Annotated in this window: 19 protein-coding genes; 13 read left to right on the plus strand and 6 right to left on the minus strand. The window is 39.9% G+C overall.

The features are described from left to right. Positions 1-62: 62 nt before the first annotated feature. Positions 63-1,214 carry an iron-containing alcohol dehydrogenase gene (locus tag OXPF_RS14815; RefSeq protein WP_054875995.1) on the minus strand — a complete coding sequence of 384 codons (1,152 nt, stop codon included), beginning with the start codon at positions 1,212-1,214 and terminating at the stop codon, positions 63-65. 146 nt (positions 1,215-1,360) lie between these two features. On the opposite strand from OXPF_RS14815, the gene ppnP reads away from it, so the two are divergent. The 12 genes from ppnP to htpG all read left to right on the plus strand — a co-directional run bounded on the left by ppnP (position 1,361) and on the right by htpG (position 15,118). Further along, positions 1,361-1,678 carry a pyrimidine/purine nucleoside phosphorylase gene (gene ppnP / locus OXPF_RS14820; RefSeq protein ID WP_054875996.1) on the plus strand — a complete coding sequence of 106 codons (318 nt, stop codon included), beginning with the start codon at positions 1,361-1,363 and terminating at the stop codon, positions 1,676-1,678. A gap of 132 nt (positions 1,679-1,810) precedes the next feature. Further along, positions 1,811-2,542, plus strand: coding sequence for a class I SAM-dependent methyltransferase (locus OXPF_RS14825; protein ID WP_054875997.1), 732 nt, complete (start codon positions 1,811-1,813; stop codon positions 2,540-2,542). Between the two features lie 332 nt (positions 2,543-2,874). Next, positions 2,875-3,789, plus strand: a complete 915-nt coding sequence (locus OXPF_RS14830) for a PadR family transcriptional regulator (protein WP_054875998.1) — start codon at positions 2,875-2,877, stop codon at positions 3,787-3,789. Positions 3,790-3,806: 17 nt separating this feature from the next. After that, positions 3,807-4,664, plus strand: coding sequence for an alpha/beta fold hydrolase (locus tag OXPF_RS14835; protein WP_054875999.1), 858 nt, complete (start codon positions 3,807-3,809; stop codon positions 4,662-4,664). A 122-nt stretch (positions 4,665-4,786) separates the two neighbouring features. After that, a complete protein-coding gene (locus tag OXPF_RS14840) occupies positions 4,787-6,259 on the plus strand; it encodes a 4Fe-4S binding protein (RefSeq protein WP_054876000.1) in 1,473 nt (490 codons plus the stop codon). A gap of 366 nt (positions 6,260-6,625) precedes the next feature. Beyond that, positions 6,626-7,051, plus strand: coding sequence for an iron chaperone (locus tag OXPF_RS14845; protein ID WP_054876001.1), 426 nt, complete (start codon positions 6,626-6,628; stop codon positions 7,049-7,051). Between the two features lie 5 nt (positions 7,052-7,056). After that, positions 7,057-8,262, plus strand: coding sequence for a diaminopropionate ammonia-lyase (gene dpaL, locus OXPF_RS14850; protein WP_152967777.1), 1,206 nt, complete (start codon positions 7,057-7,059; stop codon positions 8,260-8,262). Between the two features lie 203 nt (positions 8,263-8,465). After that, a complete protein-coding gene (locus OXPF_RS14855) occupies positions 8,466-9,254 on the plus strand; it encodes an electron transfer flavoprotein subunit beta/FixA family protein (RefSeq protein ID WP_054876003.1) in 789 nt (262 codons plus the stop codon). Between the two features lie 12 nt (positions 9,255-9,266). Next, on the plus strand, positions 9,267-10,460 hold the full coding sequence (locus tag OXPF_RS14860; protein WP_054876004.1) for an electron transfer flavoprotein subunit alpha: 1,194 nt from the start codon (positions 9,267-9,269) through the stop codon (positions 10,458-10,460). Further along, positions 10,460-11,908: an FAD-binding oxidoreductase gene (locus tag OXPF_RS14865; RefSeq protein ID WP_054876005.1), complete on the plus strand. Its 1,449-nt coding sequence runs from the start codon at positions 10,460-10,462 to the stop codon at positions 11,906-11,908. The genes OXPF_RS14860 and OXPF_RS14865 overlap by 1 nt, the downstream gene beginning before the upstream one ends. Next, positions 11,898-13,064 carry a YkvI family membrane protein gene (locus OXPF_RS14870; RefSeq protein ID WP_054876006.1) on the plus strand — a complete coding sequence of 389 codons (1,167 nt, stop codon included), beginning with the start codon at positions 11,898-11,900 and terminating at the stop codon, positions 13,062-13,064. The genes OXPF_RS14865 and OXPF_RS14870 overlap by 11 nt, the downstream gene beginning before the upstream one ends. A gap of 173 nt (positions 13,065-13,237) precedes the next feature. Further along, complete coding sequence (gene htpG, locus OXPF_RS14875; RefSeq protein ID WP_054876007.1) at positions 13,238-15,118, plus strand: molecular chaperone HtpG; 1,881 nt, start codon at positions 13,238-13,240, stop codon at positions 15,116-15,118. Positions 15,119-15,235: 117 nt separating this feature from the next. On the opposite strand, the gene mreB is transcribed toward htpG, so the two are convergent. Then, complete coding sequence (gene mreB / locus OXPF_RS14880; RefSeq protein WP_054876008.1) at positions 15,236-16,267, minus strand: rod shape-determining protein; 1,032 nt, start codon at positions 16,265-16,267, stop codon at positions 15,236-15,238. 216 nt (positions 16,268-16,483) lie between these two features. On the opposite strand from mreB, the gene OXPF_RS14885 reads away from it, so the two are divergent. After that, complete coding sequence (locus tag OXPF_RS14885; protein WP_054876009.1) at positions 16,484-17,842, plus strand: uroporphyrinogen decarboxylase family protein; 1,359 nt, start codon at positions 16,484-16,486, stop codon at positions 17,840-17,842. 53 nt (positions 17,843-17,895) lie between these two features. Here the strand turns inward: OXPF_RS14885 and OXPF_RS14890 are convergent, their stop codons facing one another. The 4 genes from OXPF_RS14890 to fdhF form a co-directional block, all read right to left on the minus strand. Further along, entirely contained in the window at positions 17,896-18,864 is a 969-nt protein-coding gene (locus OXPF_RS14890) for an acyl-CoA dehydratase activase (protein WP_054876010.1), read from the minus strand. Then, positions 18,861-19,937, minus strand: a complete 1,077-nt coding sequence (locus tag OXPF_RS14895) for a 2-hydroxyacyl-CoA dehydratase (RefSeq protein ID WP_054876011.1) — start codon at positions 19,935-19,937, stop codon at positions 18,861-18,863. The genes OXPF_RS14890 and OXPF_RS14895 overlap by 4 nt, the downstream gene beginning before the upstream one ends. Positions 19,938-19,947: 10 nt before the next feature. Further along, entirely contained in the window at positions 19,948-20,877 is a 930-nt protein-coding gene (locus OXPF_RS14900; RefSeq protein WP_054876012.1) for an acyl-CoA dehydratase activase-related protein, read from the minus strand. A 99-nt stretch (positions 20,878-20,976) separates the two neighbouring features. After that, positions 20,977-23,658: a formate dehydrogenase subunit alpha gene (fdhF, locus tag OXPF_RS14905; RefSeq protein ID WP_083479976.1), complete on the minus strand. Its 2,682-nt coding sequence runs from the start codon at positions 23,656-23,658 to the stop codon at positions 20,977-20,979. Positions 23,659-23,670: the final 12 nt, after the last annotated feature.

The raw sequence follows: 23,670 nt of genomic DNA on the forward strand, positions 1-23,670 counted from the left end.
AATTCGAAAATCGGCCGCATCATCCTCTTTCTTGGAATGTGGCCGATTTTTATAAATTAAAATTAATCATTATATGCCTTGTTAAATAACATAACATAGTCTTCCTTCGTTACAGATCTTGGATTGCTGGCGTTGGAGCCGTTCTTTACCGACATTTCAGCCAGCAGCTCAAAATCATCAGGATTTACATTAAGTGATTTAATTACCGGCAATCCGATTTCACGGGATAATTGTTTTATATGTTCTATTCCTTTTTCAGCAGCTTTATTGTCGTCTGCTTCATCTATTCCCATGGCTCTTGCAATTCTTGCATATTTATACCCGGCTTCAGGCAAGTTGTATTCCATCACATAAGGGAGCAATATGGAGTTGCACATGCCGTGAGGAGCATCATAAATGCTTCCTAAGGCTTCAGCCATGCAGTGAACCGATGCTACATCGGCGTGGCTGAAGGATAGACCTGCAAGGAGGCTTCCCATCATCATTTTATCCCTGGCTTCAAGATTGCTGCCGTTTTTAACTGCTTCTACAATATTTTTTGCTATGTATTCAACCGCATATAGGCCTACGGCTTCTGCTATAGGCTCTGTGCAGTTGGCCGTGTAGCCTTCTATCGCATGGGTCAGGGCATCGATGCCTGTTGCAGCTGTTGTCATAGGCGGAACTGTCAATGTAAGCTCCGGGTCTATAATTGCTGTTTTTGCAGCTATAGCCGTGCTTTTTATTGTAAATTTAAATTTTTCCTTTGTATCTGTAATAACTGAGGAAAAGGTTACCTCGCTCCCGGTTCCTGCAGTTGTGGGAATTGTTAATAGGGGAAGACAGTCATCTTTGATTTTGCCCTTTCCCTGATAATCCCTGACCTTGCCGCCTTGTTTTGCAAGAACTGCAACAGCCTTGGCAGCATCAATAGGGCTTCCTCCGCCAAAGGCTACCAGGGTATCGGCAGATATTTCTCTAGCCTTTGCTGCACAGTCTTCCACGTTATAATCCTTGGGATTTGCTTCAATGGCGTCATATATTACAAAATCTATTCCTTCCTTTTGGATAATAAATATAAGCTTTTTTAGCATATCTGTTTTGGCAAGGCCTTTATCGGTAATCACCATTACCTTTTTTGCATTTAATAATCTTAATTCTTCTCCTAAAACCTCAATGATGCCTTTACCATACCTAATTTTGGTAGGTAATATAAAATCAAAGATATTTATCATAATTTGGCCTCCTTTAATTAATGATAATTAATTTTATCACAATTTTTTATTCCAAGGAATGATAGCGGCACGAAAGTTATGCGGTACCTTGCATGATGTTATAAAAATAGGTATAGTATTAATAATATTATGTATGGAGGTGCTTTGTGGATAAGTTTGAAAATGCAGCAATTGTCAAAAAAGCAAATGTGTATTTTGACGGTAATGTCACCAGCCGCACAGTATTATTTGAAGATGGGACAAAAAAGACATTGGGAATCATACTTCCAGGTACATATGAATTTGGCACCGCAGATAAGGAAGTAATGGAGGTTTTGACAGGCTCCGCAAAGGTGTTGCTGAAAGGAAGCGACTCCTGGTCACAATATGAAGCAGGACAAAGCTTTGAAATTCCTGCAAACAGTTCTTTTAAGATTTCTGTAGAAAAAATCATGGATTATTGCTGCTCATATATTAAAGAGTGACTTACATTAAAAAATATGCAGATTAAGATTTCATGAGAATATAAAGGTGTGATATTAATGATTATTGGCCAAAAGATTGCAGGTGCCCATACAAATAATAAGTAAAAAATAATTTGTATGGGAGGAATTAGCTTGAAACAAAATAAATATGATGACATTATTTTTTTTGGGAAATACAGTAAAATGAACCGGTCCATAAAAGGGCTTGCCGGTGCAGGAGAATGGGAAACCCTCCAAAAGCTGCTTCCTGAATTTAAAGGCAAACGAGTGCTGGATTTAGGCTGCGGATTCGGCTGGCATTGCCAATATGCAATTGAAAAGGGTGCGAAGGCTGTCACAGGAGTTGACATATCAGAAAAAATGCTGACTGTAGCAAAACAAAAAACCGATCATAGAATTTGTTATATTAAGATGCCAATTGAAGATATTTCTTTTATTGAAAACTCTTTTGACATAGTAGTCAGCTCGTTGGCTTTTCACTATATAGAATCTTTTGAGCAGATTGTAGAGAAAGTATCTGTTTGTCTTGTAAAGGGCGGAAACTTTATTTTTTCTGTGGAGCATCCGATTTTTACAGCTTATGGCAGTCAGGATTGGTATTATGATGATAAAGGAAATATCCTTCATTTTCCAGTGGATAATTACTTTTTTGAAGGTCCAAGAGATGCTGATTTCCTTGGAGAAAAGGTAATTAAGTATCATAAAACACTTACAACATACCTGAATGGTTTGATACAGGGAGGCTTTGAAATAACCGGAGTTGTTGAACCTCAGCCATCAGAGCATTTACTTCGAACTGTTGATGGAATGAGAGATGAGCTTCGCAGGCCGATGATGTTTATTATATCAGCTAGGAAGAAATAATACATTTAGTGTTTCGGGGCAGGCTTTGTATCCTTATCAGAATCAATTACAAAATTAATGGATGAAAGATTTATAAGTCTTTCATCCATTAATTTTTAGAATAAAATATTTTTCTCTTAATCCTGAAGAGGCCTATAATCTCTTGGTATAAGGTTATTACCGGAGAAATGGAGTATCAAAAATATGGCGGCTTTAAATTTATATAGTTGAATTTATGAGTATCATATGTTATTATTAACATATGATACTCGAAGAAAAATATTACTCTGGCTGCCTCAGAAGAATATCCATAAAGAAGAGGAGTATCCCCTAACATTAAAGGAGATGAAGACATGTCAATAAAATATGCAATATTAGGAATATTAAGCTGCGGCCCGATGACAGGCTATGATTTAAAAAAAATAATTCAGGATTCACCATTTATGCACTGGTCGGGAAACAACAATCAAATATATAAATCCCTTGTTGAGCTTTTGAATGAAGGATTGTTAACAAATGAAGTTCATCATCAGGAAAGCACGCCTTCTAAAAAGGTTTATACAATAACACGAGAAGGGCTGGATGAATTGAAGGAATGGGTAAAATCCTCCAATGAAGCGCCTGAATTTAAAAAGACATTTTTAGTACAGCTTGCCTGGTCTGAGCAGCTAAGTAACGATGAATTAAATACATTATTGACTCAGTATGAATATGAGTTAAAGATGCAAATACTTTCCCAACAGGAAATGCGCAGGAGAGGTATTTTTTCGCCCAAAAGAAGCAAGAGAGAAGAATTAATATGGGATATGATTTATGAGAATATCATTTCTTCTTATGAGAATGAGCTTAAGTGGGTAAAAAACCTGCGAGGAATAATGGGAAATGAAGATAAGGAGGCAAGCAGCATGGATTATACAGTGACTGTAAAGGATGGTAATAAATATATTGAATGTGCATCGGCACAAACGCCTATTCAAAGCGAGCAAAATGCCCTGGATTTAATTTCAGCCTGTCTTGAAAACCAGACTGATATGGTGCTGATTCATGGAGATGTGCTATCTGATGATTTCTTCAAGCTTAAAACCGGATTGGCAGGAAGCGTGCTGCAGAAGTTTTCAAATTACTTTGTGAGAGCAGCTGTGGTTATGACAGATGACCAAAGGATCAAAGGCAAATTCAAAGATTTCTTGGCTGAATCCAACAAGGGAAACAGCTTCAGGGTATTCAGCAGCAAAGAGCAGGCAGAAGGCTGGCTTTTAAACCCATGATTAGGAGGGGGAATTTAGTGAAAATAAATCGCGCTTTTAAGTCTCAGGAAGGGAAAGCTGAAGTTATAAAATTCTATGACTCATTTCTTCAGCACTGGGTATCTCCAAACGAAAAATTTTATGTGAATACTCGCCATGGCTCAACTTTTGTCATTGCCTCAGGGGATAAGGAAGCTCCGCCTCTTATATTGCTTCATGGAAGTGCCATGAATGCCGTTATGTGGATGGGAGATGCGAGGGAATATTCAAGGAATTTTCGTGTCTATGCGGTAGATATACCCGGCGAACCCGGCCATAGTGATGAAAAACAGATGCCCTTTAGCGACCATGCATTTGCAGAATGGCTATATGATGTCTATAATGCTCTCAAAATAGAAAAAGCAAGTCTTGTAGGTATGTCCTTAGGCGCATGGCTGGCGATAAAATTTTCCACAAGATATCCTGATAAGGTGGATAAACTTGTGCTGCTCTGTCCTGCAGGTATTGGTCCCCAAAAGATTTCATTCATCATAAATGCCACAATTTATAGAATTTTAGGCGAAAAAGTTGTGAGCAAATTGTTCCGTAAGGTCAACATGGATGAAAATATTCCGGAAGAATTTTTAAAATACCAAAAGCTTGTCGGTGAGAATTTCAATTACCGTCGTGAAATGATGCCTTTATTTGAAGACTCTGAATTAAGAAAGCTGGCTATGCCGGTAACAATGTATGTAGGCGGGAAGGATGTAATATTTCATTCCGAAAAGTCAGCAAAACGATTAGGAAATTTAGTCTCCCATGCAAAAATAAATATTTTGCCTGAAGCAGGGCATGCAATCATCAATAAATCGGACAAAATAAGTGAATTCTTATTATCTTCTGCTGAAAGAGTTTGAATTGCATTATAAAAATATAATCAATAATTTTAAATTTTTACTTTACAAATTAACCTGTATAAATTATACTTTTCATATACCCCCTTGGGGTATATGATTTTTGCTTTATAGGAGGCATTTGCATGGAAAGCTTAAATAATTATTTTATTAAAACCAATCGGACATTTACTCCTATGAGAAAATACGCCTGGGTATTTACCTTGCTCGTGGCAATTGGCGGATTATGGGAACCTAAACTTGGCCTGCTTGTATTGCTGGTAATAGCCGGTCTTCTGACAACTTCCTTTTTCACCGGCAGATACTGGTGCGGCAATATTTGCCCTCATGGAAGCCTTTTTGACAAACTGATGATGCCTATAAGCAGGAATGTTAAAATTCCTAAGTTTATAAAATCCAAGATATTTATAACTCTCTTCTTCCTGTTCTTTATGTTTAACTTATCGAGAAAGATATTGAAAGCCTTAGCATTTTGGGGAACTTTTGATTTTCTTGATAAACTTGGATTTATCTTTGCCAACACTTACCTGGTAGTACTGATAGCCGGAGGTACACTGGCCATTTTATTCGCCCCCAGAACCTGGTGCCAGTTTTGCCCAATGGGAACAATGGAGAAACTGTCACATAAGCTTGGCAAGAAAATTGGAATAACAAAAAAGACTGAAAAGAAAATCACTATATCAAGCACAGAAAAATGCCATGCCTGCGGTAAGTGTTCGAGGGTGTGTCCTTTTCAGCTTACACCTTATTTAGAGTTCTCGGATAACAATCAGTTTGATAATATTAACTGCATTAAATGCTCCACCTGTGTTGAAAACTGTCCTGCAGGAATACTTTCACTGGAATATGAAAGGGATGCTATAAAATTAAAAGAGAAAACATCCATCTCAGGCTACGAAAATAAACAGAAAATAAGGGCGAAGATATCGGATATAAAAGATTTAGCCGAGGATGTAAAAGAATATACTTTCACATTTCTGTCCCCGGAAATAGTGGATTATAAGTCAGGGCAGTTTATACTGGTCAAAATTCAGGATGAGCCAAAGGCATACAGGGCCTATTCCATTTCATCCTATAATGTAGATGGTACAAAGCTAAGCGTTATAATAAAGAAGGTACAGAATGGCTATGGCACAGGCAAGATTTTTGAAGAGTTTAAAATAGGAGATATGGTGGAATTGGAAGGACCTATGGGAGATGAACTGGTTCTTAAGCCGGCAGTTAAGAAAGCCGTATTCATAGGAAACGGCATAGGGATAACCCCTTTTATTGCACTAACTAAGGATATATTGTTAAATTATCCGGAGGTATCTGAAGTAAAACTTTTGAATGGCCAAAGATATGAGGAAGAATTCCTGTATCATGATTATTTTAAAGCTTTGGATGAGCAATATGAAAAATTTGAATATATACCTGTAGTTTCCCGGGATAAGAATAGCGGCTATAGGAAGGGGCATGTAACTGATATTTTAAAGGATATGGACTTAGCAGGATATCAGGCATACATGTGCGGCTCCAAAAATATGGTAAAGGATAGTATAAACATCCTTATTGATAAAGGTGTAAAAGAGGAAGATATATTCTATGAAAGTGAATAAAAAATTGAAGTAAACTAAAATATAAAAAGTTCCTGAAAACAGGAGCTTTTTTAATTAAAATAATCTTTTGCTTGAATTATTGACATATGCCAAAACAATGTTATGGTATAAATAGTTAATGGCATATGCTTAAAGCTATTTTAAAAGGACGTGAGAATGTGCCCGGACCGAGAAAATGGCGGCGGGTATGCTGCCTGCCTCAAAACCAATGCCACTAAATAACAAAGATAAAAGGCTTTCGTAAATTTCGAAAGCCTTTTATAGTTTATAGTGCACTGAAATTAACATCGTTTGTAATTCTATTTTCTTTTATGGGCAAAATTGATATTATTAAATAAAAAAAGCCAAAAAAAAGGGAGAAAAACCATGGATGAAAATAAAAATATCATCAGTACCATTGATGAATACATAAATCAATTTTCACCGGATGTACAGGAAAAGCTTCAGGCTATAAGACAGATAATAAGGGAAAATGCGCCCCAGGCAAAGGAAAAGATAAGCTGGCAGATGCCCACCTATGATTTATACGGAAATCTGGTGCATTTTGCAGCCAACAAAAGCCATTTGGGTTTTTATCCCGGAGCCAGCGGTGTTGAGAACTTTTTGGATAAATTAGCGGAATATAAAAACTCAAAAGGAGCAATTCAATTTCCTTATAGTAAACCTCTGCCTGCTGAATTGGTTGCAGAAATAGTGCGGTTCAGAGTGGCTGAAAATAAAAAATATGAAGAATATAAAGAAGAATATAAAAAGGAAAAGAAGCAATCTAAAAAGAACAAGGAAGAAAAATAGGGGGGATTGTCATGGAAATAAAATGGGCTAAAAACACCATGCCTAAAAGTCAGCTTAATAATGTGGATTGCTATATAACTGCGGATGATGCAAAATGTGCATACTCTTTTCATAAAACAATACCCGGCTATAAAATCACACCCCTTGTGAAGCTAAAATCACTGGCACAGCACTTTGGAGTAGGCGAAATTTATGTAAAGGATGAATCAAAGCGCTTTGACTTAAATGCATTTAAAATCACAGGTGCCGGCTTTGCCATGGCAAAATACCTATCCATTTCTTTAGGCAAGGATATAAGTGAAGTTACTTTTGAAGAGCTTAAATCTCCGAAGACCAAGAAAAAAACAGGGGATATTACATTTTATTCGGCAACCGACGGAAATCACGGCAGGGCTGTCGCCTGGATGGCATCAAAATTAGGCTATAAAGCGGTGATAAATATGCCAAAGGGTTCTACAGAAAGGCGCCGGCAAAATATTTTGAATACAGGAGCGCAATGCGTCATAACGGAAATGAATTATGACGATACGGTGCGCTATACGAATAACCAGGCAAAAGAAAACAATGGCATAGTGGTTCAGGATACAGCCTGGAAAGGCTATGAGGAAATTCCAACCTGGATTATGCAGGGTTATTCCGCCATGGCTTTAGAAATAGAAGAACAAATGGATTACCCTCCTACTCATATATTTTTGCAGGCGGGAGTAGGCTCCTTTGCCAGCGCAATACAGAGCTACTATGCAAATGTATATAAAGAAAACCCACCCATGGTTGTAATAGTGGAATCAGACCAGGCTGACTGCTTTTATTTATCCGCCCTTGCCAATGACGGAAAAGCTCGTTTTAAAAAGGGGGACATGCTTACCTTGATGGCAGGGCTTGCCTGCGGCGAGCCTAATACCATATCCTTTGAAATAATAAAAAATCACAGTGCTTATTTTGCCTCCTGTGCAGATATTGTAACAGCTTACGGTATGAGGATATTGGGAAATCCAATGGGGCAGGATGAAAGAATAATGTCCGGTGAATCCGGAGCAGTGACTACGGGGCTTTTGGCTTATATTATGACAGATACAAAATACCAATCCTTCAGAAAAGAGCTTAAGCTTGATAAAAATTCAAAGATTCTCCTTATAAGTACCGAGGGAGATACGGACCCGGAGTGCTACCGTGACGTAGTATGGAGAGGAAGGAATCAATATAGCAAATAAGCTGAATTGTAAGAATCTTTTATTTATTCTATAAAATACTAGCAGTGTAGATATCTGTAAAATTATTTGATATAATCGGATTAAAAATTCGAACCAAAATATTCGAATTTAAAAATAATCCGGTTTTATTTTTTTATCTATTTTCAAGTTTTAATGCCTTTATTTGTTAAAATATTGACTTAAAATGAAAGGTTGTAATAAAGATGAAAATTATTGTTTGTATTAAGCAGGTTCCGGATTCGGCTTCTATTGAAGTGGACCCGGAAAAGGGCACCCTGAAACGTACGGGTCACAATTCCAAAACAAATCCCTATGATCTCTTTGCTCTGGAAGCTGCTTTACGGATACGGGAGAAGGCTGGAGGAATTGTAACTGCTTTGACAATGGGCCCTAAGCAGGCGGAGGAAATGATGAGGGATGCTTATATGATGGGGGTGGACGAAGCTGTAATCCTGTCTGATCCAAAGTTTGCAGGCTCTGATGTTTTGGCAACATCCTATACTCTCTTTCAGGGTATACGCAGTTTAGGCGGAGCAGATTTAATCATATGCGGAAAGCAGACAACTGATGGAGATACCGCTCAAATTGGACCGGCTATTGCAGAGCACCTGGGAATCCCTCATGTTGCCTGGGTTAACAGCATTGAAGATATTTCTGGGGAAGCAATTACAGTTCTTCAGAAAACAGGCAGCTGCATTCAGCAATCCCAAATGAAATATCCTTGCCTGATTACAGTGGAAAAGGATATTTTCGTACCCCGGCTTCCTTCTTATAAGCTGGGGCTTGCAACAGCAAAAAGGTCAGTCCGCTTTCTTTCCTGCGATGCTCTTCCCGATAAAAACATGTCGTGTTTTGGATTGATTGGCTCTCCCACTGCTGTAGAGCGGATGTTTCCACCGGAGGTATCTGATGTAAGGGAATATATCCATGGGACTCCTGCTGAAAAGTCAGACCGGATGTTTGAATTGCTTAAAAAACGAAAATTGATATAGGGAGGGGATTTTATGAACTTTATACATTTTGATGAGGCAAAATGTAACCTGTGCCGGGAATGCATCAATAAATGTCCCTTCCAGGCACTAACCATGGGTGAAAAAGGCATAGAGGCCAATGATGCCTGCAGGATGTGCAGCCTTTGTATTAGGACATGCCCTAGGGAAGCCATATATTTTGAACAGAAAGCCGGAACTGTGGATAAGAGCCAATGGAAGGATATCCTGGTATATGCAGAACAGGAAAACGGACATATTCATCCCGTTGTGTTTGAGTTAATCGGTGAAGCCCGCCGCTTATCCCAGAATATAGGATATGATGTACATGCTGTTATTGTGGGAGCACAGGGCACTTCCGCAAATGCACAAAAGCTAACAGATTACGGCGTAAAAAAGGTTTATATCTATGAGCATAAGGAGTTTGAAGCCTTTAAGGCAGATAGTTTTGCTGCTGCGGTAACTGATTGCATTGCAATGCTCAGACCATCTGTGGTTTTGCTGGGCGCTACATCATTAGGCCGTTCTCTTGCACCAAGATTATCAACCCGTTTTCATACAGGCTTGACGGCAGACTGCACTAAACTTATGATGCGGGAAAATTCTGATCTTGTTCAAATCCGTCCGGCCTTTGGCGGAAATGTTATGGCACAAATTCTTATAACAGATTCCAGACCTCAGTTTGCCACAGTGCGATATAAGGTTATGGATGCTGCTAAGCCGGTGCCCGGATTTTCCGGCGAGGTTGTGAGGATGAAAGTTACAGATGATTTGACAGCATCCCGGATAAAGGTATGCTCTGTTAAACCCCTGGAAAAGAAAAAGCAGATTGAGGAAGAAGAGGCCCTTGTCGTTGCCGGACGCGGGGTAAAGGATGAAAAGGGGTTAAAGCTATTAAGAGAGCTGGCTGAAAGCTTGGGAGGTCAATTGTGCTTTACCCGCCCTATGGTAGAGGCAGGATATGGAGACACAGCCCATCAGATTGGTTTATCCGGACGTACCGTCAAGCCTAAGCTTATAATCACCTGCGGCGTATCGGGGTCTATTCAGTTTGCATCCTGCATGAAAAACTCAGAATGTATTGTTGCGATAGATGTGAATCCCGATGCATTGATTTTCAACATAGCCCATTACTGCATTGTGGATGACCTGTATGAGATTGTACCGCGATTTTTAGAGCGCATCCGTGCACAGAAGGAGGAATTGTAATGCCATATCCTTATCATCAAATCAATGAGAAAGATATCAAATATTTTAAAACAGTGGTTCCTTCTCGGCGTATGGTATGCAGGGAGGACATAAAGGAAGAATACTTTCATGATGAAATGCCGGAATACGGCGTATATGTCCCGGATCTTTTCATTGAGGCAGTCAGTAAGGAAGAAGTCTCCGCCATAATGAGGTATTCCTATGAAAATAACATCCCTGTTACTGCCAGAGGTGCAGGGACGGGCTTGGCAGGAGGCGCAACCTGCAAATACGGCGGCATAATGCTTTCCTTAATGAAAATGAACAGAATTCTTGAGATAGATAATGAGAATCTCACTATTACCGTTGAACCGGGAGCTTTGTTGTCAGAAGTGGCAGATGCTGCAAAGTCAGCAGGACTTTTTTATCCTCCGGATCCCGGTGAGAGAACTGCATCAATTGGAGGCACAGTTATCACAAATGCCGGAGGCATGCGAGCCGTACGCTACGGTGTGACAAGGGATTATGTAAGGGCTATTGAGGCTGTATTGCCTGATGGTGAAATTGTGAATTTCTCATCTAATGTAGTTAAAAACACAACGGGTTACGCCCTCAAGGATTTGGTCATCGGTTCCGAAGGCACCCTTTGCATATTGACAAAAGTAACCTTGCGCTTAATCCCCGCTCCGAAATTTACATGGTCTATTGTGGTACCCTATGATGAGATTGAAACCTGTATTGAGACGGTCCCAAAGCTTTTGCAAATGAGCTTTATTCCAACTGCTATAGAATTCTTGGAAACAGAGCTTCTAGATATTATAGAAAGGCATCTTAATAAGTCATTTCCTCACCGCAGCGCCAATGCCTATTTGATTGTGATGTTTGATGCTGTAAGCAGGGAGGAAATTGAGAAAATGACCAATGAGGCAGCCAAAGTTTGCATTGAAGCCGGAGCCCAGGATGCACTTATATGCAATTCCGATGAGAGAAGTGCCTCGGTATGGTCGGTCCGTGCTGCGGTTCTTGAAGGGATGAAAGCCGACAGCATTGCCCAGGAAGAATGCGATGTTGTGGTGCCACGCCCAAGGATTGCAGACTTCGTTAAAGCAGCAAAGAATATCGGTAAAAAATACGGAATTCGTATTATGACCGTAGGACATGCTGGAGACGGAAATATCCATACAGAGATGCTTAGGGATAAACATCTGTCGGAGAAACAATGGAAATCCAATACAAAGGCCTGCTTAAAGGAACTATATGCACTGTCCAAAGAGCTGGGAGGCCAGTTATCCGGTGAACACGGTATCGGAAACGGACGTCTTGAATTTTTGGAGGATTTTATAGGAGACAGAATGTACCGTTTATTTCAGTCCGTTAAACTGGCCTTTGACGAAAAAAATATTCTCAATCCCGGTAAGCTGATTACTTTTGAAAAAACCATAAAGGAGGACGTTTTAAATGATCGATAAGAATAAAATGCCCCTGGCAATAGGAATTGCCTTTGTAGCCTTTACCACACAATTCGGAGGAGGCTTCGCATCGGGAGCCCAGTTATATCAATATTTCATCAATTACGGAATATGGGCGCTGTTTATGCCAATAATAGCCCAGGCTCTGCTGGCCTTGTTTTTCTGGTATGGGCTAAGGTTCGCGTTCAGGAATAAGACCTATAACTACCGCAGCTTTTCGGACAGCTTTTACGGTAAATACCGCCATATATTTTCCAACCTATATGAAGTAGTTTACATTATGCTTATATGCCTGGCTCCGGCTGTGGCATTTGCAACAGGCGGCTCAACACTTAACATATTGACAGGCCTTCCTTATTTTGTCTGTACTTTTTTGATAGGCGTTTTCATTTTTGTTATAGCTATGTATGGTACGGATATTGTAAGGAAAGCAGCATCAACCCTGTCGGTGATGATTATTATCGGCTTGCTGGTTGTTCTGGTTCCTAATATTATTGCACAATGGGATACAATCGTAAATACTATTGCCCGCTTGGGAGAGGGTATTCTTCCCGTTGGATCAAAAGAAAGCGGCTCCTTTTTAAGCGCATTGTGGACATCTGTTGTCTATGCCCTTTTTCAGCTTGCTTCTGTCGGGTTGATGTACCAGCATGTGAAACCCCTCACCGATGAAAAACAGCTTAACTTAAGCATGATCTATACATTTATTGTGAATACCGTATGTATGGTTATCTCCGTGTTTGGCCTGCTGGCTGTGGCTCATAATGAGGAGCTTGCAAAAACGGCTGTACCTATGCTGCTCCTTGTTCAAAAGGGTGTGGGAGCAGCAGTATTGATGCCTATTATATCCATTCTCATCATTTTAGGGGCAGTATCCACTGGCGTAAATATGATTGCCGGCCTTGTTACCAGGGTGGTAGATGCATTGGAACACCGTGATAATGACCAAAAAGCATCTGCTTCGAAGCATATGAAGCGCAGCATAGCGGTTTCTCTTGTTTTCACTGTGATGACCTTTTGTATTTCACAGTTTGGATTGCTTCCTCTGGTAAAAGTGGGATATTCTTATTTGGGATATGCAACCCTTATTGCCGTAGCAATTCCATTTATAGTCCATGCAGTTTTTTCCGGAAACAAGCCGGCTCAAAAGAATTAATTAAGTTAAGACACCATGTAATATAGGCCAATTAAACATATAATATTGACACTAAAATTAAAATATGATATTTATAAGTTATTAGCACTCTAAAGTTTAGAGTGCTAATAACTTACCTATTACATAATTATGCCTGTCAATCAGGCATTTACATTGCGAAAGGAGAGGTTTAATTGGCAACAAAACAATTTAAAACAGAGTCTAAAAGGCTTTTAGACCTTATGATTAATTCAATTTACACTCACAGGGAAATCTTTTTAAGGGAGCTTATATCCAATGCCAGCGATGCAATAGACAAAATTTATTACAAGGCACTGACAGATAAGTCCTTAAGCTTTGACAAAGACAATTACTTCATTAAAATAACAGCCGACAAGGAAAACAGAATACTGAAAATAGCAGATACCGGCATTGGAATGACAAAGGAAGAGCTGGATGAAAACCTAGGTGTCATAGCAAAAAGCGGTTCCCTCCAGTTTAAAAAAGAAAATGAATTAAAGGACGGCCATGATATAATTGGCCAGTTCGGCGTAGGGTTTTATTCGGCATTTATGGTGGCCGATACCGTTACCGTAATAAGCAAGGCTCTAGGCCGTGATGAGGCATATAAATGGGAATCCAAAGGTGCTGATGGCTACAGTATAGAGACGGCAGAGAAAGACACAGTTGGAACGGAAATAATTCTAAAAATAAAAGCTAATACCGAAGAGGAAAGCTTTGATGAATATTTGGAGGAATACCGGCTTAAATCCATCATTAAGAAATATTCCGATTTTATAAGGTATCCAATTAAGATGGATGTAACAGGCAGGCGCCCCAAAGAAGGCAGCGAAAATGAATATGAGGATTATAAGGAAGAGCAGGTATTAAACAGCATGGTCCCCATATGGAAAAAGAATAAAAATGAGCTTAAAGCCGAGGACTATGAAAACTTTTATTCCGAAAAGCATTATGGCTTTGATAAACCCGTTAAATACATTCATTTTAACGTGGAAGGTACTGTCAGCTATAACTCCATTTTGTTTATTCCTGAAAACGCCCCCTTTGATTTTTACACAAAGGAATATGAAAAGGGACTGGAGCTTTATTCTAACGGCGTCCTCATAATGAACAAATGCGCCGATTTACTGCCTGATTACTTCAGCTTTGTTAAAGGTATTGTGGATTCCGAGGATTTATCCTTGAATATTTCCCGTGAAATGCTGCAGCACGACAGGCAGTTGAAATTAATCGCAAAAAACATAAAGTCAAAAATCAAAAGCGAGCTTGAAAATCTTTTAAAAAGCGACAGAGAAAAGTACGAGAAGTTCTATAAAACCTTCGGCAGACAGTTGAAATACGGTGTTTACAGCGATTTTGGAAGCAACAAGGACGTATTGCAGGATTTATTGATGTTCTATTCATCAAAAGAAAAGAAGATGGTAACTTTGGATGAATATGTGTCCAGGATGCCTGAAGGCCAGAAATACATTTATTATGCTGCCGGTGAGTCAAATGAAAGAATAGAAAAGCTGCCTCAGACCGAGCTTGTTTTGGATAAAGGCTATGAAATTCTTTATTTTACCGATGATGTTGATGAATTCGCCATAAGGATGCTATTAAACTATAAGGAAAAGGAATTTAAAAATGTATCCAGCGGTGATTTAGGAATAGAATCCGATGATAAAGAGGATTCAAAAAAGTCAGAGGACAAAGAAACAATTGACTTATTCAGCAGTATGAAGGATATTTTATCCGGCAAGGTTGTAGGTGTCAAAGCTTCAAAAAGGCTTAAAAACTACCCTGTTTGCCTTTCAAACGAAGGCGAGCTAACCATAGAAATGGAGAAAATATTAAACTCTATGCCTAACAATCAAAACCTTAAGGCAGATAAAATCCTTGAAATAAACACCAACCACGATGTTTTCAGCATTTTGAAGGAGGCTTATCAAAATGACAAGGATAAGCTAAGCCTATATACGGATTTGCTTTATAACCAGGCTCTCTTAATAGAAGGCCTACCGGTAACAGATCCGGTGGAATTTACAAATAATATCTGCAAATTGATGAAGTAAGAATTTAAAAAGTCCGTTTTCGGGTGTGCCCGGGAGCGGACTTCATTTTAAAATAAATTGCCTTACGGCTATGAGCAGTAAATTCATAATACCAAGAGTCATATTTTCTCAGAAATTTTACTTGCCGGTTATAAGCAGCGAATTCATAATGCTGGGATTTCCTATGTTATCAAGAAATTTTCCCGCGCCGTATACAACGCAATCTAAGGGATTGTCAGCAACTTTAACGGGGACTTTGGCTTCACTCATGAGCAGTTTATCCAAATCCTTAAGCAGCGCTCCGCCGCCTGTCAGAATAATTCCCCTGTCTATTACATCTGCCGATAATTCCGGCGGAGTTTCTTCCAGTACGGATTTTACCGCATTTACGATTGTGTTTATGGTCTCTTTAATGGCTTCATAAACCTGAAGAGAGGAAATAGTCACCGATTTGGGAAGGCCGGTAATAAGGTCCCGCCCGCGTATTTCAAGTAATATCTCGGTTTCCGGCAAAAGAGCCGAAGCCACTTCTGTCTTTATGAATTCCGCCGTTCTTTCTCCTACCATCAGGTTATATTCCCGCCTTATGTATGAAATTATGGATTGGTCAAGTTCGTCTCCTGCCATCCTTAAAGAACGGCTGGCTACAATGTTTCCCAGGGATAAAAGCGCGATATCCGTGGTACCGCCGCCTATATCCACAACCAAGCTTCCTGTAGCTTCCGCAACAGGAAGTCCGGCACCGATGGCCGCTGCAACAGGCTCGGGGATAAGATAAACTTTTTTTGCTCCCGCCCTGTAGGTGGCTTCTTCAATTGCATTTCTCTCCACCTGGGTGACGCCCGATGGGTAGCACACAACTATCTTAGGGCTTTTCATGGAATATTTGCCTGCCACCTTTTTAATGAAATACTTCAGCATGGCCTGGGTAGCGTCAAAATCGGCTATAACCCCGTCCTTTAAAGGCCTTATGGTATTTATATTTTCCGGTGTCCTTCCTATCATAAGCTTGGCTTCATCGCCAACTGCCAAAACTTCCTTAGATGAATCGCTCTTAACTGCAACAACGGATGGCTCTCGTAGAACAATACCTTTACCCTTGGCATATATAAGGGTATTTGCAGTACCTAAATCTATTCCCATTTCTTTTGAAAAAAAGTTTGTCCACATTATTTGTTCCCCCTCTCTCAATCATTGGATTATATTAATCATTCATAATACAAATATACGTCCAAGCCTTGCAATATATTAATTAATTTGATTTATATATTTTTCACAATCCTTCATGAACTTTATAAAAAACAGGAGGATTTTAAAATTTTTTATTGAATTTTATGCTTATATCAAAAGAAATTTGTAAAATAAAATTGTAAGGTGGGTGTAAAAATGACAGATGCATTAAATCTTGCTCAGGAAAGAACCCGTCTTTTTCAGGACTTGAAAAGAGGTTTCATTCCTAAAAGAGTGCCTATCTCCGTAGGATATGGCAAAGAATTCTGCCTTTTGTATGCAGGGCATGACTTACTGGAAGGGCAGTGGAATTCAGCTTTCTGGGAGTCGGCTTTCGATAAGGTTTGCCAGGAATTCATATCCGATACCCTTCCTGTAAGTTCCTTCAGATTCCCTGCGGCATTTCAGATTTTAGAGTCAAAGCAGTTTGTTATGAGTTCCAGCGGTTTTATGCAGCATCCCGAGGTAATTGGCATGGAGCCGGAAGAATATGATGAGCTTATCAAAGCTCCCTATGATTTTATAGTGAGCAAAGTACTTCCCCGAGTTTTTGCAGCATTAGACACAGACCCGACCACAAGATCCATCGTCTTCGCAAAAGCTATGAAATCCTTCCTTGATGATTTTGCTGTTTATGGAGGAATTACAGGCAAGCTCAGGCAAAAATATGGTTATGCAATAAGTTCACCTTTATCCGGGGGATTCACACTGGCACCCTTGGATATTATTGCCGACTGGGCAAGGGGCTTTACGGGAATTGTTACCGATATAAGGCGTTTCCCCGAAAAAGTGGAGGCAGCCTGCGAAGCAGTAGTTCCTATAGCCCTAAAAATGGGTATACCACCCAAGCCCTCAATTGACGGCACTACATTCATTCCTTTACATATGGGACCTTTCATGAGAGAAAAAGATTTCGCAAAATTTTATTGGCCTACATTTAAAAAGGTTGTCCAGGCACTGGCTGATTCCGGTCAGGGTGTGTCCATTTTTGTGGAGCAAAACTGGATGAGGTTTATAGATTATCTTTATGAATTGCCGGAAAATACACAGATGAAATTTGAATACGGTGACCCTAAGCTTGTAAAAGACAAGCTGGGAAAGAAGCACATACTTTCCGGATTCTATCCCGTAACTTTATTAAAAACCGGCACAAAAGAGCAGTGTATTGACAAGGCAAAAGAGCTTATAGATATATTGGCACCCGGCGGAAGGTACTGGTTCGACTTTGACAAGAGCGTCCTTGTTCCGGAAAACGTCAACCTGGAAAACCTTAAGGCAGTTCTCCAGTATGTTTATGAGAATACAAATTATTCCGACTACAAGGAAAACACCTATGAAGAACAGAAACCGGGAGTATTGCCATCAAGGGAATTTGCAGGGCATAAATACTACAAGACCTGGAATGAATACAGGGAAACTCACCCCGAAGTTACCGGAAAAGCTGAAAAATTTGCCGCTCCTGTGCTTCAAAGCTATGAAGAAACAATATTCAGATTCATAACCAGCGCACTGTAAAATACATAAAAAAGAGGCTGCCGCATTTGAAACACTGCTTGCGACAGCCTCTTTTACTCATTTACAACCTTGTTTCTCACATTTAATAGTCCTCTTTCGCAGCGGTTTCCCCAGCCGTCCAAAAACTCGTTATTTTTCATTACGCAGACTATTTCGCAATTGTTAGGGCACATGCCGCATTCTCTTCCCTCTGTCGAAAAATCCACATTACGTATATTGAAGCTGAAGAGCTTTTCTATTTTTGATTTTTTTGCCAGGATTGCAGCACCTATGGAGCCTAACAGATGGCTGTTTTTATCAACCAGAATCTTTTCACATGTTATTTCCTCAAAGGCTTTGACCACTCCCGGATTTTTGCTGACACCTCCCTGAAAAACTATGGGCGGCTTTATGGTTTTGCCCTTGCCTACATTATTCAGGTAATTTGTAACCACCGCACGGCACAGTCCGGCGATAATGTCTTCTTTTTTATGGCCGATCTGAGCCTTGTGAATCAAATCCGACTCGGCAAAGACAGTGCACCTCCCGGCAATTTTAGTGGGATTTTGCGCCCTTAAGGCATAACTTCCGAATTCCTCAACAGCTATGCCCAGTCTTTTTGACTGGGAGGATAAAAAGGAGCCGGTACCGGCAGCACATAGGGTGTTCATTGCATAATCCGTTACAATTCCTTTATCGAGTATAATTATTTTGCTGTCCTGGCCTCCTATTTCAAATATGGTTCTCACCTCGGGATAAATAGATAAAGTTCCTATGGCATGGGAGGTAATTTCGTTTTTAATTACCTGGGCTTCAAGTATGGTACCGATAAGCTCCCGGGCAGAGCCCGTTGTACCTATGGAGACCACCTGAACATGGGATTGGATCTGACTTTCAATTTCTGCGAGAACCCTTTTAACTGCATCTATTGGGTCACCCTCCGTCCAAAGGTAAGTTTCGGCAAGAAGCTTATCATTTTCATCTATTACCACCGCCTTGGTGGATATAGAGCCTATATCTACTCCCAAATATCCTTTTATCATAATGCATTCTCCTTTCGCATGGAAAGCATGTCGTAAAATGCCTCCAGTCTTGTTTTTATACCCGTCTCCGAGGTTTGTGAATCAAAGCTGAAGTAAATTACGGGTATGTTATAATCCCTGCTTATGTTTTGAATAACCGGTATCGAATTAACTTCCGGCGTGCAGCCAAAGGGCTTTATATGTATGATGCCGTCGAAGTTTCCTTTGGCAAATTCCTGTGATCTTGAAACCGAATCGGTACCGTCAGCCCCTATTGCAAATTTCAAATAGGGAGCTGCTTCCTTAACTATTATCTTTTCCTTGTGCTCTTTGGCAAAAATAAGATAGGAAACAGTAATGTATCGGGTTACTTCAATGCCTTTTTTGGCAACTTCCTTCTCTATAAAATAACTGGAGAAGGGTTCCATAAGGGTGTATAGCTCGCCTACAATACCGATTTTCAAAGGAGCCGCCGGCTTGTTCAAGGGAAGATTCTTAAACCTTTCTAAAAAACTTTCCTCTAATTTTCTTACTTCATTTATGGTTTGTGTATCCTTAAGCTTTGCATGAAATTCCTTTGATAAATTTTCAAAGCTTCCCTTTACCTTTTCAAAGCCTATGTTTTTCCGGATAATTATGTCAATGTTGTCAAGAGCATCAATTTGCTCCTTTGCAAGTCTGAAGGCCTTTATAAACTGAAAAAGCTTAAGGGAGGGATTAAGTGAGCTGAATTTTTTATAAAGGAATAAAATATTCATGTTATGGGTATCCACCAGGCTGAAAAAGTTGAATTGATATCCCAAATCCTTTAATATCTGCTCTAAAACCTCGCCGTAATAGCCGAAGCGGCAGCCTCCTCCCGCATGTATCAGCGTATTTGCTCCCATATCCAAAGCTTCAATATAATTGCCCAGATTGTATTTAAAGGGTATGCACACAAAATCAGGGCTGTGCCTTACTCCCAATTCTATTGTCTTTTTTGTTATGGGAGGCGGAACTAAAACCCTTCCGTCCAATGTATTTTCAATAAGCTTTGATATTGGAATGTAGTAATTACCAATGTGCGGGAAGGTAATAACAAGTTCATTTTTCATAAATCACACCTCAAATTATTTTCTCTTCCTGTTTTTTCATTGAAATAATGTCAATAAAGCTCTCCAATCTGGTGCGAAGCCCTGCCTCGCCCTGCAGCTCATCCATTACTATGGTTATAAAGGGAATATCTTTTATCTTTCTCTGGCATATTTCGGTTACCAGGGAATCGGGACCGCAGGGAAAGGAAACAAGAAAAATAATGCCGTCTATTTTTTCTTTATAATAGTCAATGGAACCAATGAGTTCCTTATTGTATGTCCAGTATAGGCTGTAGGAAAAACGCATGGCTGCATTTTTTGAATATTCCCTGTCTGCCAAATCAGCAAAAAGGGGTATAACCTTTAATTTATTTAAATATTTGATAACTGGTTGTCCTATAAACTCATCATAAATATTGTAGGAATGGGACACCACCAGTATTTTAAGCCCTTGTTTTTTAAGGAGCTCCTGCTGCTTCATATTTTCATGTCTTTCATACTCAGCCTGGCTTTTCTTTGCCGTACGATATGCCATATATATTTTAAAAATATTTTTGGTAAAATTAAGGCCAAGCTTCATAAAACCTATGAATTCTGTTTTGCCGTTATTGACATCCAAATCGTATTCTATCAAGTTTATATCCGGAAAGGTGTTTTTCACTATATCAAACAAGCCGTGAAATTTTGTACAGGTTATGTCATCTTTTCCATAGCTTGCAATTCGCGGAATGAATATATAGTCGGTTTTACCCCGCAGATAGCTTATATGGCCCATAAATACCTTGGATGACAAACAGCTTTCGTCTATGGAATAATTTATGCCCTCCTCCAGTATATTCTTTGTGGTTTCAGGGCTTATCACAACTTTGAGGCCTAATTTTTCAAGAAAGGTTTTCCATAAAATATTATACCTGTAGTATAAAAGCGCCCTGGGTATGCCAATGGTGATAGTTTTTTTCATAGCCTCCTCCTAAAAGTGCAATTGCTGCATAAGATATCAATAAATATTGCCAAAATAACCATTAATAATACTTGAGTAAAAATATAAAAGGTGCAAAATTCATTGCACCTTTTCAACTCTGACTGCTGCAACCTTTAATTCGGGTATTTTAGCAAGAGGGTCAACCCGGGGGTTAGTCAGGTAATTAACTTTGGCATCCCTGTAATGAAACGGCATGAACAGCACATCCTCATCTATAAAATCAGTGGATTTTATTTGAGTTTCAACAGAGCCTCTTCTTGACGATACCTTTACTTTGTCACCGTTTTTAAGGCCTAACCTTTCAACGGTGGCAGTGTTCATTTCAAGGTAAGAATCAGGCGCCTTGCTATTTAACTCATCTACTCTTCCTGTCATGGTCATGCTGTGATATTGAAATAAAACCCTGCCGGTGGTCATTATAAACGGATAGTCGACATCAGCAAGCTCTGCACTTGAGATATTGTCCACTGTGACAAACAAAGCCTTGCCTCTGCTGAAGCCGCCTTCATGCAAAATCTGTGTTCCGGGATGACCCGGTGTTGGACAAGGCCATTGAATGCCTATTTCCTCAATCCTGTCATAGGTTATGCCTCCGTACTGGGGAGTCAGCGATGCTATCTCTTCCATAATTTCTGAAGGGTGAGTGTATTTTTTCTCATATCCCAGCCTATTCATAATTTCCATTATGATTTCCCAGTCGGCTTTTGAATCTCCCACAGGCTCTATGGCCTTTCTTACTCTTTGCACCCTTCTTTCGGTATTGGTAAAGGTGCCGTCCTTTTCGGCAAAGGAGCCTGCTGGAAGCACTACATGGGCCAGGGCTGCGGTTTCGGTTAGGAATATATCCTGTACGACCATAAATTCAACGGCTTCCAGATCTTTTTTTACATTTTTTAAATCCGGGTCGGTCATCATGGGGTTTTCGCCCATGATATACAAGAACTTGATGGTGCCGTCTTCTCCCCCGTGAATTATTTCGGACAAAGTTAAGCCTGCTTTTGACGGAAGCGGAGCTCCCCAGGCTTTCTCAAACTTTTCTCTGACCGCCTTATTATATACCTTTTGGTATCCTGGGAAATCTCCCGGCAGGCCTCCCATATCACAGGAGCCCTGAACATTGTTCTGTCCTCTTAAGGGGTTAACTCCCGCAGATTCCTTTCCTATATTGCCGCAGAGCATTGCAAGATTTGAAAGTACCATGACTGAATGGCTTCCAGAAACATGCTGGGTGATACCCATGGCATAATATATGCCTGCTTTGTCTGCTTCTGCATACATCCTTGCCGCCTTTTTTATTTCCTCTGCATCAATGCCGCAAATAGGCGCTACAATTTCCGGAGTGAAATCCTTTAAGTGTTCCTTAAGCTTTTCAAAGCCTTCAGTTCGCTCCATTACATATTCTTTATCATACAGGTCATTTTCGATTATTTCATACATCATGGCATTTAAAAGGGCTATATTGGTGCCCGGCTTAAGCTGCAGATGGATATCGGCAATTTTGGCCAGGTCAATTCGCCGGGGGTCGGCAACAATTAATTTAGCCCCATTTTTCTTTGCCTGTCGCATCTTGTTTGCTATTACAGGATGATTTTCTGTAGTATTTGAGCCTATGATAAACATGAGGTCGGTATTCAGTATTTCATTTATGCTGTTTGTCATGGCTCCGCTTCCCAATGTGGCTGCAAGACCTACAACCGTAGAGGAATGTCAGAGGCGGGCACAATGGTCAATATTATTTGTGCCGAACACCGCCCTTATCAATTTTTGAAAGAGATAATTTTCTTCATTGGTGCAGCGTGCCGAGCTCAATCCCCCAAAGGCGCTGCCGCCGTACTTGTTCTTTATTTCTTTTGCCTTATCTGTAATAAGGGTGTATGCTTCCTCCCAGGTTGCTTCAACGAATTTCCCGTTCTTTTTAATTAAAGGTGTTTTAAGCCTGTCGGGATGATTGATGAATTTATATCCGAACTTGCCTTTTACACATAAAAGCCCGTTATTAGGCGGTACGTTAACCGGTTTTACCTCAACAACCTTCCCGGCTTTTACTAAAAGCTCCAATTGACAGCCTACTCCGCAGTAGGAACAGGTGGTTTTGACTTTTTTTTCTTCTTCATTAATGGAATCAAATTCTGCCATCTCTGCAAATTCTTCATCAAATTTTGCTTCCTTTATTGCTCCTGTGGGGCACACATCCAGGCAGTTTCCGCAGGATTCGCACATGTTATCCTCATTATTTTTTCTTGATATATACCCTTTTTCATTTATCTCAAGGCAGCCTCTTCCCTGAAGCTCCCTGCAAACATTTATACACTTTCCGCATAAAATGCATTTATTAGGGTCGATATCGTAGAAGGGATTGCTTTTGTCAATGGGATATCTATCCTTGACCTTTGTACCCCTACTTTTTATTTTATATTCCTTGCAATAAGATTTCAGCTTACAGACATTGCTTTTATGGCAGTCAGTGCATTCCTGAGAGTGGCTTTTCAGCATTTCAGCCAATGCTTCTTTTCTTTTTTGTATGACCTTGTCGCTGTGGGTTAAAATCTTCATGCTATCTTTAGCCTTAAGGCTGCAGGAATTTAACAGATTGTCTTGGCCCTCTACCTCTACGACACAGAGATTACAGGATAAATTGGGCGCTAATCTGTCATCATAGCATAATGAAGGAATATTTATTTTAAGTTTTTTACAGGCATCAAAGACTGTGATATCTTCGGGTATATCATAATCCTTGCCGTTTATGTTTACACCTATCATTTTTTGCTGCTC

It is taken from the genome of Oxobacter pfennigii (genome assembly GCF_001317355.1).
Taxonomy (GTDB): domain Bacteria; phylum Bacillota; class Clostridia; order Clostridiales; family Oxobacteraceae; genus Oxobacter; species Oxobacter pfennigii.